This is a genomic window from Longimicrobium sp. (assembly GCA_036389135.1).
In the GTDB taxonomy this organism is placed as follows: domain Bacteria; phylum Gemmatimonadota; class Gemmatimonadetes; order Longimicrobiales; family Longimicrobiaceae; genus Longimicrobium.
Map to the genome: position 1 here is coordinate 1 of DASVQP010000068.1, position 13424 is coordinate 13424.

At 67.1% G+C, this 13424-nt stretch carries 13 protein-coding genes; 5 read left to right on the forward strand and 8 right to left on the reverse strand.

Translation table 11 applies throughout. The annotated features are described in order from the left end of the window. Positions 1–601 precede the first annotated feature (601 nt). From VF584_16075 to VF584_16085, 3 genes are all read right to left on the reverse strand, one after another. Complete coding sequence (locus tag VF584_16075) at positions 602–820, reverse strand: amphi-Trp domain-containing protein (protein HEX8211692.1); 219 nt, start codon at positions 818–820, stop codon at positions 602–604. Between the two features lie 161 nt (positions 821–981). Further along, positions 982–1371: a hypothetical protein gene (locus VF584_16080; GenBank protein ID HEX8211693.1), complete on the reverse strand. Its 390-nt coding sequence runs from the start codon at positions 1369–1371 to the stop codon at positions 982–984. Positions 1372–1998: 627 nt separating this feature from the next. Next, positions 1999–2214: a hypothetical protein gene (locus VF584_16085; protein ID HEX8211694.1), complete on the reverse strand. Its 216-nt coding sequence runs from the start codon at positions 2212–2214 to the stop codon at positions 1999–2001. A gap of 289 nt (positions 2215–2503) precedes the next feature. Between VF584_16085 and VF584_16090 the strand changes: the two genes are divergently transcribed. Next, entirely contained in the window at positions 2504–3163 is a 660-nt protein-coding gene (locus tag VF584_16090) for a hypothetical protein (GenBank protein HEX8211695.1), read from the forward strand. On the opposite strand, the gene VF584_16095 is transcribed toward VF584_16090, so the two are convergent. Beyond that, positions 3048–5798 (reverse strand): BTAD domain-containing putative transcriptional regulator, encoded by a 2751-nt coding sequence (locus VF584_16095; protein HEX8211696.1) that lies wholly within the window; start codon positions 5796–5798, stop codon positions 3048–3050. The genes VF584_16090 and VF584_16095 overlap by 116 nt on opposite strands. A gap of 294 nt (positions 5799–6092) precedes the next feature. Here VF584_16095 and VF584_16100 point away from each other — a divergent pair, with 294 nt between their 5' ends. Together VF584_16100 and VF584_16105 are read left to right on the forward strand one after the other, a co-directional pair. Continuing rightward, a complete protein-coding gene (locus tag VF584_16100) occupies positions 6093–6455 on the forward strand; it encodes a hypothetical protein (protein ID HEX8211697.1) in 363 nt (120 codons plus the stop codon). A gap of 188 nt (positions 6456–6643) precedes the next feature. Next, a complete protein-coding gene (locus tag VF584_16105) occupies positions 6644–8797 on the forward strand; it encodes a hypothetical protein (GenBank protein HEX8211698.1) in 2154 nt (717 codons plus the stop codon). Between the two features lie 325 nt (positions 8798–9122). On the opposite strand, the gene VF584_16110 is transcribed toward VF584_16105, so the two are convergent. Next, complete coding sequence (locus VF584_16110) at positions 9123–9581, reverse strand: cupin domain-containing protein (protein ID HEX8211699.1); 459 nt, start codon at positions 9579–9581, stop codon at positions 9123–9125. 100 nt (positions 9582–9681) lie between these two features. On the opposite strand from VF584_16110, the gene VF584_16115 reads away from it, so the two are divergent. Both VF584_16115 and VF584_16120 read left to right on the forward strand, forming a co-directional pair. After that, positions 9682–9984 carry a tyrosine-type recombinase/integrase gene (locus VF584_16115; GenBank protein ID HEX8211700.1) on the forward strand — a complete coding sequence of 101 codons (303 nt, stop codon included), beginning with the start codon at positions 9682–9684 and terminating at the stop codon, positions 9982–9984. A gap of 102 nt (positions 9985–10086) precedes the next feature. After that, positions 10087–10314, forward strand: coding sequence for a hypothetical protein (locus tag VF584_16120; protein ID HEX8211701.1), 228 nt, complete (start codon positions 10087–10089; stop codon positions 10312–10314). A gap of 25 nt (positions 10315–10339) precedes the next feature. On the opposite strand, the gene VF584_16125 is transcribed toward VF584_16120, so the two are convergent. From VF584_16125 to VF584_16135, 3 genes are all read right to left on the reverse strand, one after another. Further along, positions 10340–11587 carry a hypothetical protein gene (locus VF584_16125; GenBank protein HEX8211702.1) on the reverse strand — a complete coding sequence of 416 codons (1248 nt, stop codon included), beginning with the start codon at positions 11585–11587 and terminating at the stop codon, positions 10340–10342. Between the two features lie 293 nt (positions 11588–11880). Further along, entirely contained in the window at positions 11881–12570 is a 690-nt protein-coding gene (locus tag VF584_16130) for a YEATS-associated helix-containing protein (protein HEX8211703.1), read from the reverse strand. A gap of 239 nt (positions 12571–12809) precedes the next feature. Continuing rightward, entirely contained in the window at positions 12810–13334 is a 525-nt protein-coding gene (locus VF584_16135; protein ID HEX8211704.1) for a hypothetical protein, read from the reverse strand. Positions 13335–13424: the final 90 nt, after the last annotated feature.

The following is a 13424-nucleotide window of genomic DNA, read 5'->3' on the forward strand; positions in this document are numbered from 1 at the left end:
GCGGCATGTACCTGCGTCTCTGACCCAAACGGAGCGGAATCATACCCGCGGATCGGGTTCGAATTGCGTAGCAACCGCTCCGTACGACGTTTTCCACGGCTACCCGATACCCGCTTTTCCGCTGTTTCCGGATGGAAACTAACTAGATATAGATAGTAGTTGTAGCAGCCTAAACTCGCTCACCCGCGCTGTTCTGGTAAACGCCCAGGAGAGGCGAGTCTGTGTTCCACGCCGGGCGGCTGGATACTGGGCTGGTGGGAACGATAGATGCACGAAACCGCCCCTCCCGCTCAACTCATAGAGAGGTGGGTAAGATGCGCACGTTACCCCTCCTGTAGGGTTAAAATAGTTTCGTCTGCGCCGGAGAGGCGCGCGGTGCGGCGCTGGAAGACGTCACGGGGTCAAGGGGCGGTGCTGGGTGGCGACGACGAGAGTGCCTCCGTAAGGGCGGCCGAGGGTCTCGCCGACTGTGTCGTGGGCGCGGCCGGACCGTTAGCCGTCTCGGAAAGGTAGCCGAGTGGCGGCACCGTCGGGCTGTATTCGCACTATGAATACACCCCAGCGCTCGGCTACCGGTGGAGGCCTGGTCTTCCCCAACCGGCTACTTACGAGACCAGATCACCTGGAACTCGAGCTCCTCGTCCTCGCCTTCGCGCTCATGTTCGATGTTGAACGTGGCATCCGCGGGAATGCGCAGCCGCTCGCCTGCAACCTGGATCGTGAACGCTCCTTCCTTCTCAATGGCGTCCGCGAGACGGCGGAGCTTCTCGGCGAACTGCTTCCGCGAGTACGTGCGTGTCAGATCACGATCAGGACGCATGCTGAAGTCTCATGGTAAGAGGGTCAGGAGAGGCCTAACGACAAAAGGGTCGGGGGTGCGGGGCCGGTGCGCAAGCCTTTCGTCACGCGAAAACATGGACGGCCCCGCATCCCCTGCAGCCGACTGGTAGGCGGCGGGAAATCCCGAGATCGACGAGAGCGTTACCGGCTGTAGTCGTATGGAAGCTCTGCCGCACCCACGCCAACGAAGTCGGGCTCCGGATCCGCGGTAAGCTGCACGGCCGAAATACTTCTCCTGCCCTCTAGGTAAGCCTTCGCGACGCGATGCATCCCATCCATCACGCGCCCGTCCGCACCCAGGATGATCGGATACTTGAGATCAGCCTCGGCGATCAGCCGAGCATGGTCCGCGACGGCCCGACAGGTGGCTTCGTCCGCCCCACCTCCGAACCAGAAGGGCTCATCGAGCTCACGAATCGCTCCGAGCGGCACCTCCACCCGCGGAGAATCGGTGGTCAGCTCGATGAGCCGATCGACGTCCCACGCGAGAAGACCCAGAGGAGAGGGACGCAGATGATATTGTTTCCGCATGGTGGCTTCAGGGCAGAGACCTGACGACACAAGGGGCAGGGGCCAGGGGCCCGGTGTCCGCCGCAACGCCCTGGTTCGGCGGCGGGTTGTGGGGGCGCATGTACGAACGGACGACACCGGATCAACCGTTCGCCGGCACCCACTCCACATCGATCCGGTATTCAACGGCACGCGGTGACGGGAGCGACTCCGCTCCAGACAGGTCGCCCGCACGCGGGAGCTCCGCTTCGGGCACCCGCCACCACGCAGCAAGGTACACTCCCTCGCTTACGGGAACCTCCAACTCCAACTGGCCAAACGCCACCCGCGCGCGATCTGCGCCCGCGGGCGCATCGTTCCAGAGGACCAGGGTGCCGACTCGATCGTCTCCAGGCACTGCCGTCCAGCCCGGACAGTTGCCGGAGCCGCCTTCCTCCCACCCGTCTTCGCCCCGATGGCAGTTCACACCATACAGATATCGTTGCCCCTGCGACCCAGTATCCAGGAGCACATAGGCGTCAGTGTCATGGGCGGCCCAAGCTACGACGCGCACGGAGCCTGGTGGGAACCCCGCGAGCACCGCATCCACAGGCGTCGTGTATGAGGTCATGAGCAAGAACGTGAGGATACGCACTCGAAAATTCCGAGCTACCGACGACTCGACGAACGTGTGCCACGACGGAAGCTGGAAGCAGATCGTTCGACGGCGCCGTCCAGCAGCCCCATTTCGGCATTGGCCTGCGCTGCGGCCTTCTTGATCGTGCCCATCGCGTGGATGAAGCGGCGCGGGAAGCGGATCCCGCTGATGGGGAAGTTCTCCACCGCGCGCTGGGTCTGCGCGGCGTACAGCGCGTCGGCGGGCACGCGCATCTCGCCGAGCGAATCCTCTCGATGCGGAAGCTGGCGGCGGGGGGCTGCTCACCGCGTCCTCAGGTCTGGAACTGCTTTTCAGTCAGTGGAACGCGGGAAAATGGCGACGCGAGGGGCAGGGCGAAAGTGCGGCGGACCCGGACGAGATGCCCCGCACGTGGATGGTTGAGAGGGGTCGGCAACGGGGTTGAGAGCTCACCGCTAGCTTCCGAATCGATTCTGGCCGGCATGCCGGTCCCGCCCGGCGGACGGACTCCGCCGCCCCTGTGCCCGAGGTGATTTCATGTCCACTCCCATCCAGAGCTGGCCCGTCCTTGACGCGCACCAGTTGCGCATGGTCGCCGAGTTCGCCTCCAGCCGGCGGAGGGTAGGCGGAGACCCCCTCTACGCGGTGACGGACCCGGAGTCCGGGGTGGCGGGGGCGGAGAACACGCTGTACTTCGTGTCGAGCCTGACCGAAGGCCAGGTGCCCCGGTTCGAGATCGACACCCGTGAGGTGGAGATGCGGCCGAAGGTGACGAAGGTGACGTTCGCGGTCGAGGGAGAGACCCTGACGGACAACCTGGCGGACGCGTACGACGCCGTGTTCTGGAGCGAGGCCGCGGTCGAGAAGTTCGTCCTCCCCTACTACGCGTCGAAGTCGCTCTGGGAGGCCGCGGCCGTACTCGACAAGCTGTCGATGTACTGGTACGGACAGATTCCGCCCGACACGGACATGGGCGAGGGCTTCCCGTCGCCCGTGCAATTCCTGGTCGACCCGCCGTTCGCCATCGCGCACACGCCCGACTCGGACTACACGTCCCTCGAATCCGACCTCCACCTGCTGTTCACGGAGGGAGCCGTGGTGCGGGCCCACCGGCTCTCGGACCTTCCGGACCTGCCGGCAAGCGCCGGAAGAGCGGGTCGCGGGCAGCGAACGCCCGCTGCGACGGGCGCCGCGTGAAGCTCCACTCCAGCAGAGCGCGGGCGGTCTCCGGCTGCCCCAGGAGCAGGTAGACGTACGCCTCGTCGTAGGCGAGCGAGAGCCGCAGCTCGGCATCTCCGCTCGCCGCGGCACGCGCCCGGGCAAGCATCGCCCGGGCGCTGTCCGTCTGCCCCGCCCGCGCCATCACCGCGGCCGCGACGGCCAGCCGGAAGACCGGGGCGTACGCGCGCCCCGCCCGCCGCGCCCGCTCGGGCGGGTCCAGCCGTTTGAGCTCCGCCAGGAGCCGGGTCGCGGCCGCGGGGTCCGCCGGCCGCGACGGATCGGCGCGCATCAGGGTCAGGCGGCACTCCACGAACCGCGGATCGCCGGGGAACCGCTCCGCGCCACGGTCGCAGAGCGCGCGCGCCTCGCGGTAGTCTGCGGCGTACAGCGCGGCGAAGTAGAGGCGCGACAGGATGGCGTTGGCCTCGGCAAGGTAGGCGTCTTCCTGCAGCGCCCGCCGCGCCATCGCCGCCGATTCGGCGGTGCGCCCCCGGTACCGCAGCACCTGGCTGAGCTTGTTCCAGGCGCTCGCCAGCCCCGGCTCCGCGGCCACGGCGGCGCGCAGGTCGCGCTCGGCCGCGTCTACCCGCGCGGCCTGCCCGGTGCTGTCCACCCCGCCGACCGCCTGGGTGAAGAAGACGGTGCCGCGCAGCTCCAGCGCGAGCGGGTTACCCGGCTGGCGGGCGAGCGCCCGCTCCGCGAAGGCCAGCGCGGTGTCGGCGCCCGCGGCCGGGTCGTGCAGCAGGGGCCCGCGCTGGAGCGCGATCCATCCCCGCAGCACCGTCGGCCGTGCCCAGGCGCGGTCCGCACGCTCGGCGCGCGCCAGGCGCGCATCGGCATCGCGGAGCGCGCCCAGCGCGGCGGCCTCGTCGGGCGCATCGTCGCCCGCCAGCATCCGCGCCGCGTCGTCGCGCGCCTGCTCGGCTTCGACCACGTCACGCCATGCCACGTCGCTGTGCGTTTCGGCACGCGTGCGGCGCAGCTGGATCTCGCGCCCCAGCCGGCGCCGCAGAAAGCCGGAGACCGAGTCGGCAAGGGCGTCTTCGAGCTCGAAGATGCCGGTCATCGCGTGCACCAGGGTGCGGCTCTCCAGGTGCGCCCGGGTGTTGGCGTCCACCAGCTGCACCGTCACCCGCACGCTGTCGCCCGAGCGCTGCACGCTTCCCTCCACCAGGCTCCCCGCCTTCAGGTCCGCCACCATCGAGTCGAAGCGCACGGGATGGTCGCGGTACGGCTTCACCCCGTTTCGCGAGATCACCTCCAGCGCCTGCACCTGGCTGAGGGTGTGGATCAGCGACTCGGTGAGGCCGTTGGCCAGGTACCCCAGCTCCCCGCCCTTGCTGTAGTCGTCGAGGTAGAGGACGGCGACCCGGCGGGGATCGTAGCCGGGGGGCGCCTGTGCCGCGGCTGCCGAAGGCGGCGGTTCGCCACGGGGCGGGAGAACGCTTGCCGCCGCACCCAGCAGCACTCCCAGCGCCGCCGCCGCCACCGGCTGCGCGGCCATGCGCCTCCATCCGCGCCGGCCCCGCCGCGTGCCCGTTGCCGGCGCGACGACCAGAGGCGTGCCAGGCGGCGGAAGCGCGTCCGGCCAAGGCGCGGCGCGGTCGCCTACGGCCGGTGGAAGAGCGACGCCGACGGACGGGAGCGTGTCTCCGTTCGCCAGCGTCGTTGAATGCAGCTCCGGCTGCGTCGCCCGGCCGACCAGCTCCTCCACGGTGTCGATCGTGACGCGTTCCTCGACAGCGTCACCCGCCGAATCCCCCGTCCGCATCCCGTCGACCGCTTGCAACGGCACCGGGGCGCCCGCCCCGGTCTCGTCCTCCGGTGGCGGGGCCGCGGCCGCGGGCAGATCCGGAGCCGCCATACGAGGGGCGGCACGGTCGGAAGTGGGTACGCGGACGGGTTCCGTACGCAGCCGCTCGACCAGCTCCTCGAAGTCCTCTTCCGGCTCCACCCCCAGCTCGTCGCGCAGGAAGGCGACGTGCTTCTCCGCGAACCAGAGCGCCGCCGCCCGCTCCCCCGACGCGTCGAGCGACAGCATCAGCCGCATGGCCACGCGCGAGTTGTAGGGGTCGAGCGCCACCAGCCGCCGCCACCACCCCGCGGCCTCGGCGGGGCGCCCCTCGCCGTCGCGGGCGGAGGCGAGGCACTCCAGCGCGCGCGTGTGGAGGCGGGCCAGCCGGTCGCGCTCCCCCTCGGCCCAGCGCTCGAACTCGGGCGCGTCGGCCACGGCGAACCCGTCCAGAAAGGGCCCGCGGTAGAGCGCCGCCGCCCGCTCCACGTCGCCCGCCTCGATCTCGCTCTCGAACGCCTCCACGTCGCTCTGGAGGATCTCACCGTTCAGCCCCACCTCGTCGCCCGACGAGACGAAGGCGTTCTCCCCCAGCTCCTTCCGCAGCACGTACAGCGACTCGGAAAGGAGGTGGCGCGCGGCGGCTGTGCGGTGCTCCGGCCAGAGGAGGCCGATGATGCGCTCCCGCCCCACCGTCCGCCCCCGCGCCGCCGCCAGGATGGCCAGCAGCGCGACCCGCCGGGTGTGCGCGGCCTTGCCGGTGACCGGGCCGTTTCGGCCCTGAAACGCCGCGCCGCCAAGGAGGTTGAGAGTGAACATATGAAGGGGTGGATACCGGGGATCACATTGATGGGACAGGAGATTGAGAGGTGGGGACCATAGTTAACCGCGCAACCGAGCCGGGCGCAACCCGCCCGCTTCGGGACGCATGGAGAGCAGCACCGCGCGGCCGCCGGACCGCCGCTCTCCGCCCCGCGGCCCCACTCAGGGGCCCTTGTCTCCAGCGCAGGGCCGGAAACGCCGGCCGAGCTTCGCGATCCAGGGTTCGTCACGCAAACGGCCGCACCGTGACGAAACGTTCAATGAGTGCGGCCACGACAATGGAGAACAACCATGTGTGCAGATGCCCAGAACTCGAGCAGCAACGCGCCGGTGCCGGACTTCGAGGCGGTGGGGTTCGGCGACGCCGAGGCCAACGACCTGACGCAGGCGCATGCCGCCCTGGGTGACGTCAAGGCCCTGTCGCTCCAGGTGTGCGTGAGCGCGACCTATGACCCCGGCACGAAACAGATCTGCTTCACCATTCCCATCTACGGCCAGAAGTGCGTCACGTCGCCGATCGGGATTCCGGTGGGCGGGGCGATCAAGGCCTGCGCCCAGACCTGCGGGAGCCCGCTCCCGCACGGCGTCCGGGTGTCCTTCTACCTGAACAAAGATCCGGCCCCTTTTTACACCAAGGTGTTCGGCCGCTGCTGAGACGCCGCCGAGGGGGGAGACGCGGGTGGCCCGGCCGCCGCGTCTCCCGCCGGCAGAAGCCGCACCCCGACCCGAGCCATGTCCACGAGAGCCCGGGGCCCGCCCCGTCCGCGGCTCGACGCCCTGCGACAACCGACGGAGAGTGCGCCCGCACTTTTCATCATCCATCCATGCACGAAGGAGCCACAATGAGCGCGATCGACCAGATCTACGACCAGATGGACCAGGTGTTCGGCGGCAACAATCCCATGCAGTACTTTACCCTGATGATGCCGGGGATGGTGCTGGACCTGGAGACGTACGCGTACGACGTCGCCGGCGAGAAGCCGGTGCGGGTGGCCGACGCGGAGTCGCGCCTGGTGAACCAGCTGTTCGACGTGTGCCAGGTGACCGGCACCTCCAACGGGCGCCAGCTCTCCAGCCAGTACCTGCAGGCCCTGGGGAAGCTGGTGCCCCGGTTCGATCCCGCGCTGGCGACGGTCAAGACGGCGCTGCGCGCCTACCTGGCGGAGCCGTGCACGTCGGTGCTGGAAGACGGGACCACGTTCACCGGCACACGGCAGGAGCTGTACTTCGTCCTGTACGACGCCTGGGCGCTCCGCAAACAAGCCTGGCAGCAGCTTCAGGACGACCAGCGCCAGAAGTTCCAGGCCCAGTTTCCCAAGGCCCCCGCCGCGGCGCTCTCGGCGTACGACGAGTGGTTCGAGACGGTAGCCGACGCCAACCTGATGCTGGTGGACGCGGCGGAGGCGCGGGTGGCCATCGTGCTGTCGCCGGCGGACATGGACGCCATCCAGGGCGTGCTGGAGGCGGGGACGGGCGGCGAGATCGAGGAGGCGCGCCGCAACGTGACGGACGTGCGCCTGCGCTCCACCAGCGGCGGCTACGTGTACCCGGTGGATCTGAGCCCGGTGGACTGGTTCGAGTCGCTGGTGAGTGACACCGACCCCAAGGACCTGCTGGATGCCCCCGCGTACCTGGCGCTCAAGCTCTCCGCCCGCCGGGGGGCGCTGAGCGCCACCATCAGCCAGGTGCTCTCGCTGCTCTCCAGCGCCACGGGCGACGTGGCCACCCTGGCGCAGAAGCTGAGCGACGCGCAGAACGCGTACGGCAGCGCGCAGAACGCGCTGCTCGGCACCATGACCGGCAACCTGGCCACTGCCGCGGACATGTACCTCGCCAGCCAGCAGAACGGCGGCGCCACGGCGGATCCCACCACCACCGACCTGGATCCCCTGGCCGGCCAGGTGGACGCCACGTCCGATACGCCGCCCTCGACACCCTCCACCTTCACGCAGGCGGACGTGGACGCCATCAAGAACGGCCAGGAGGCCCTGCTCCAGAGCCAGTCCGCCTACCTGACGGCGGCGCAGAACCTGGCGACGTCGGCGCAGAACCTGGCTTCGGCGGAGGCCACCACCTACGCGGGGCTGGAGCCGTACCTGGCCCGGCTTCAGCAGCAGGCCCAGGACCTGGACACGCTCTGGGCCCAGATCGGCACCTCCATGGCGAGCCCCCCGGCGGCCTCCGCCGCGCCCGCCTCCGGCACTCCCTCGCCCGCTCCGCAGCGGTCCGCCGCCTCGGACCGGTTCATGGACCTGACCTTCTACTTTTCGTCGGATGACATGAGCGACTCGTCCAGCCTGCAGAGCAGCGCCTCGCAGACCAGCTGGAGCGGAGGGCTCTTCTTCGGCAGCGCCGGCGGATCGAGCTCCAGTTCGAGCTCCAGCTCCATGCACGCCATGATGGAGGCCAACACCATGATCGAGATCGGGATGCAGGTCATGCGCGTGGACGTGGACCGCGGGTGGTTCGACCCCGGCGTGTTCGCCCTGACGGGCGACCTGGAGTCGCTGAACAGCACGCCCATCGCCGGGGCGCCGGTCACCACGTGGGGGACGACTCCCGTGGCGCCGGCCCCCGCCATCCTGCCCTGCTATCCCGTCTCGTTCCTGGTGGCCAAGGACATCACGCTCAAGTTCCAGGCGAACAAGAGCCAGCTGAACGCCGCACGGCAGGTGGCGGACAGCCAGTCGGCGGTAGGGGGCGGGTTCCTGTGCTTCAGCGCCTCGCATTCCGAGTCGTCGCACAGTGAGTCGCAGTCGGTCACCACGAGCTCCAGCACGAGCGTCCTCACCATCCACATCGGGTCGCCGCAGATCATCGGGTGGGTCATGGAGTTCACGCCGCAGGACCTGAGCACCCAGCCTTCGGACGGCCTCAGCATCCTGCAGTACCTCAAGAACAGCGAGACCCCGGTGCCCGCGCCTGCCCCGGGCTCCACCTCGAGAGTGCCGGCCAGAAGGGTGCCGGTGCCGGCGCTGGTGGGTTCGGCGGGCTGAGGGCCGTCCCTACGCGCCGTTTCCGAACGCGGCGGGTCACCGGGCGAGGGCCCGCTACGCAGCGGTAAGAAGAAACGCAGAGGAGCCGTGCCGCGGCACCTCTGCGTCTCTGCGTGAAACCCTCGGCGTCGCCGCCCGACCCGGCGGCGGCAGATTTCGCTGCTACTTTATAACCGCTTTGGCACCCGCGTTGGGCTCTGACGTGAGAGGCGCGCACCAGCTGCTCGGCTGAAGAAGCCTGGTCCCGCGCTGGGCGAGCCTGCTTGTCTCTACCCGTCCAGCTGGTCTTCTCGGCGCGGAGGTCCTTCACCCGACCGCCGCGCCGTCACCGCGGCACGTCGTGCGCTGCGGGTGGGGTGTGTTGGTGCGCAGAGAGGCTCGGCGGTTCCGGGCACACACCCGGGTCCGGGATAGCCGGAGAAAAGGTCGCGAGCAGCACCGAGTCGGAGGGCGAAGTGTTGTGGAACGCGTGGCACATGCCCTTCGGGATTACGATGGTAGTTCCCGCCGAGGCCTCGATGTTCGTTTCGGGATCCGGTCTCCCCGGCGATTGCTGGACCCATCCTTCGCCATCCAGAACGGAAAAGATCAAATCGGCGTTCGGATGGGTGTGCGGGAGCTCCTGGCCGCGAACGACCACGAGAACTACCATGACGCCGGTATCGGTGAATAGAACCTTCTTCGCCAGTTGCGGCTTATCAGGCGGCAGGCTGGAGATTTCCTCGCGCAGCTGATCCGCTACGGCCTCGATGCTTTCGCCGGACTGGCCGGCAACGATGAACATGGGAGTCACGGGTCCCCCCTCTGCACTTTGGCTGGTGCATGGATGGTTTCGTACGTCCACTTACCGCAGGCGCGGGGGACGATCCCCCGCGTCTGCCACGATGTTTGTCCAGCGGCTTACCGCCACAAGGGTCGGGTGCGCGGGGCCGGCGCACAAGACTTTCATCCGCCCGGAAACATGCAAGGCCCCGCATCCCCTGCAGCAAGCCTTGCGCGCTACCGCGATTCCGAAGCGCGTGGGGTGCCACACCCTGCGGCACTCCTTCGCTACGCACCTGCTCGAGGACGGGTACGATATCCGCACCATGCAGGAGCTGCTGGGGCACAAGGATGTAAAGACCACGATGATCTATACCCACGTGCTGAATCGTGGACGGCGCGCGGTCCGGAGCCCCCTGGACTGATCGGGCACCCTCGGCCGGAGGCCGCTTACCGACAGGAGCGGCACATCGGCAGACCCTGCCGATGCGGTGGAAGCGGCGTTGCGAGTCGGCATTCGGAACTTCATGGCCCGAACTGCCGCGATCAGAGACAACCTGGTGGCCGAGCAGGTGCAATTTGCCGAGGCGCTCGATCTGGATCAGCGTCTGACCAGCTTCCGTGAGACGAATCCGAACGCGCTCTGGCACCATCGGATGTCGCTCTACGGTCCCATCTGTGCGACCTGCGGCAAGCCGCTGCGGACCCCGGAAGCCAGCTTCTGTGCCGCATGTGGTGCCCGTCGAACCCCGTAGCCCGTTGCGTCGGCCCGGGGTCGGATCAGCGGTTCGGCAGTGAGACTTTCCGGAGTTCCTGCCAGTCGATCCGCCCGGCGTCGATAGGCGTGTCGGTGCCGTAATACTGCGTCGGGTTCCGGTTGTCGCGATAGACGTGGTTGGAGCCGTCCTGTAGCTTCACCCGCTCCCCGGTCGTCGGGTCGGCGTAGTTGGCCTCGCCCCGGATGCCGTCGATCCGAGTCTCCTGCTGCCGGTCCATCGAGCCCATGCGGTTGTCGAACGCCGCCTTGTCCCGGTCCATCGCCGCCATGCGGTCGTTGTGCCGGGCGGTGTTGGCGGCGCCCTGTTGCTGGATGTCATTCATCCGGGCGTTGTGCCCCCGGGTCATCGCAGCGGTGTTGGCGTCGATCTGCCCCATCGTCGCCTCGTGCTGCTGGCGACTCAACTCGCTGTTCGCCTGGGCTCCGCGCGTCTGGGCGGCCTGATTCTGTTCCATCCACGTCGGGTTCATCACGATGGATTCCTGGGCGACCACCGTGTGGCCGTGGGCGGTGTCCAGGTCGTCGGCCGTCTGCGTGATAGACGGGATCGCCATCCAAGTGGTGTAAGTGTCGTTGCCGATCTGCTGCACGTTCCGGGTGATGCGGCACTCCACCCGGGCCCGGTTGCCGTTGGGCAGGGTGCCGTCGACCGACCCGCGCGACTCCATCTGTCCGTTCGCGTTCCGCCGCTGCGGCGCGTCCATCTCGTTGCCGACGTTGCGCAGCTGAAACCCGTTCTGCGCCAGGAACGGCAGCAACACCTGCCGGATGTACGTCACGGGCGGCATCGGCGGCAGTTCGTCCGGAAGCCGGGAGATCGGCAGCCCCATCGACTGTTCCATGCCCCGGGTCTGCCGGATCGTCGGGCCTTCCGCGTGGTTGTAGGTGCGCGACGGCAGGTACTCGATCTGGGTGCGACCGTCGGGCGCGCGCAGGTCGAGGTAGATCTGATTCTGCGGCATCGCCCCCACCCAGCGCCGGGTGAACGTCTGCTTCGCCTGCCAGCTGCGCGGCACCTTCATCGCGAAGGCGACCAGGTTGCCCCGTTCAGGGTCGAGCACGCCCAGGAGGCGGTACCCGCCCTCGCCCGGGGATTCGGCGGATGCGGTCATCGCCTGAGGGTCCGAAGATGGGCTGGACGTCCCGTCGCGACCGGTGGAATCGGCGGCGCAGGTACCGGGTTCGGGCTGACCGCGGCAGGCACCCAGGCCCAGCGCGACGACGAGCAGCGACGGCAGGAAAGTACGCATGGTCTTGACGAATAGGAGTGTGAGTAACAACGACGCCGACAAGATACATCTACCGGAGCTGTGCACCTAACCATTTCGCAATCCTCCTGTTCGTACCATGCTTTCCTTCAAGTCCAAGATTCGGAACGAATAAATCCGAAGTGTAGCCGCCGAACGACACAAGGGTCAGGGGTGCGGGGCTGGCGCGCAAGCCTTATCATCGCGCGCGAAAGCATGCAAGGCCCCGCATCCCCTGCAGCCGATTGTTAGGCGGCCCGGCTGGAGGGTCGGTCAGCGGGCAAGTTGTCGCCGATTCAAGAGATTCCGAGTTCGGTTCTCCCATTCTCAGTCATGAACCAGCGCGGACCGTTTTTCCCCGTTCGATGTCCGACGAGGCCACGATCTACCAGACCATCAAGCAGACGAATTGCTTCTGCCTGACTCACCTCTGATTCCTTTGCAATGCCACTTGCTGAGCGGAGTGTCCAACGCCCAGGCACCAATGCACGAAGAACCCGATCTTCAGGCGAGTCGTTGGGAACACTCGTCTGGAGACGCACCAACTGATCTTCTACAGGTATGGCATCTGATTCGGTTTCCTTCGCAACGATCGGTTCGAGGACCGTTTGAACTCTGGCCAACTCCGCTTTCGCTTCCCGAACCTCCTCCCTCGTTTCGCGAGCCTCGCGAAGTATCCGATCTGAAAGCGTATTGATGAATGCCTTTGAGGAGATTGCGGCAACCAGGCAGAAGCCGGCAAACACAAAGAGTTTCGATGGGTCTGCGGCGACGTTGCTGCCACCCCGGATGAGGTCGAGGAGATTGCTCGAAATCATGTTCAAGAAGAGCGGTACCATGAAAGCCGCGCCAGTACCGACCGTTAGGCTCCGAGCCAAGCTGGGCTTCGGGGTATCGTCAGACGAGCTCAGATGGTAGTTGATCGCTCCGCCAAACAAGCCGGCCGACACTATCACCATCAGAATCCAGATGAGCGGATCCAGCATATGATCGTCATTGTGTGAGAGGAACGGGTCGCTACACCTCACGAACGTCTAACGACACAAGGGTCCGGGGTGCGGGGCCGCGCGCAAGACTCTCCTGCGCCCGAAAGCATGCACGGCCCCGCATCACCTGCAGCCGATTGTTAGGCCGCGCCTACGCAGATCGGGTGATAAACTCATTCCTATGCTGCTCGCCACCTCAGAATTGTGCCCCTCGCGCCGGTGCAACCTGGGAGTCCGGCTCAGCTGACCGGGTTATCCGATCGGCACGATGAGTCCGCGCGTCCTACCGGCGCACACAATCGTCGCAGGCTTTCGAACCGTTGCGCATCGTAAACGGGATTTAGCGCATACTCCAGTGGCTCAATGATCTCGAATAAAACGCTCAAGCCGTCGACAGTCGCAACTGCTCTCAGGAATTTCTTGGAAGCATATCCCGTTTCATAGAGCCGATGGGCCCGAACGAAGTAGACCTTAACCGCTCGTCGGGCTAGGTCAACCTGATGAGCCCACTCTTCTCCCTGGTCAAGAGCTTGCTTCCACTTTAAAGCGAAGTGTTCGCCGTGCTCTTCCCTGAACTGACGGAGACGCCGGAGTGCTCGCAGCATCTCGGGCGTCCCATATTCCGTATAGTAAGTAGAATATAACTGCCCCTCGGCTACTTGAGAGGTCGCCTTCGCCGCCTGCCAAGCCGCAACAGCAGCCACCACTGTACCGAGTGCGCTGGCGGCAGTAAAAACGAAACTGAAGGATTCCAGGCTGATCATCTCAGGACAGGCTCATGTGGTATCGATCCGATTTAGATGGCCGTAGATGCAGCGACGTCGAATGCAAGGCGCGGTTAAGATGACCTGCGG

What these genes read in the sequence shown, in the direction of transcription:
- VF584_16110 (HEX8211699.1), bottom strand. Translation starts at nt 9,581, where the DNA reads ATGTTCATCGTTGCCGGCCAGTCCGGCGAAAGCATCGAGGCCGTAGCG.
- VF584_16075 (HEX8211692.1), bottom strand. Translation starts at nt 820, where the DNA reads ATGCGTCCTGATCGTGATCTGACACGCACGTACTCGCGGAAGCAGTTC.
- VF584_16135 (HEX8211704.1), bottom strand. Translation starts at nt 13,334, where the DNA reads ATGATCAGCCTGGAATCCTTCAGTTTCGTTTTTACTGCCGCCAGCGCA.
- VF584_16130 (HEX8211703.1), bottom strand. Translation starts at nt 12,570, where the DNA reads ATGCTGGATCCGCTCATCTGGATTCTGATGGTGATAGTGTCGGCCGGC.
- VF584_16090 (HEX8211695.1), top strand. Translation starts at nt 2,504, where the DNA reads ATGTCCACTCCCATCCAGAGCTGGCCCGTCCTTGACGCGCACCAGTTG.
- VF584_16120 (HEX8211701.1), top strand. Translation starts at nt 10,087, where the DNA reads ATGGCCCGAACTGCCGCGATCAGAGACAACCTGGTGGCCGAGCAGGTG.
- VF584_16100 (HEX8211697.1), top strand. Translation starts at nt 6,093, where the DNA reads ATGTGTGCAGATGCCCAGAACTCGAGCAGCAACGCGCCGGTGCCGGAC.
- VF584_16105 (HEX8211698.1), top strand. Translation starts at nt 6,644, where the DNA reads ATGAGCGCGATCGACCAGATCTACGACCAGATGGACCAGGTGTTCGGC.
- VF584_16125 (HEX8211702.1), bottom strand. Translation starts at nt 11,587, where the DNA reads ATGCGTACTTTCCTGCCGTCGCTGCTCGTCGTCGCGCTGGGCCTGGGT.
- VF584_16080 (HEX8211693.1), bottom strand. Translation starts at nt 1,371, where the DNA reads ATGCGGAAACAATATCATCTGCGTCCCTCTCCTCTGGGTCTTCTCGCG.
- VF584_16095 (HEX8211696.1), bottom strand. Translation starts at nt 5,798, where the DNA reads ATGTTCACTCTCAACCTCCTTGGCGGCGCGGCGTTTCAGGGCCGAAAC.
- VF584_16115 (HEX8211700.1), top strand. Translation starts at nt 9,682, where the DNA reads ATGTTTGTCCAGCGGCTTACCGCCACAAGGGTCGGGTGCGCGGGGCCG.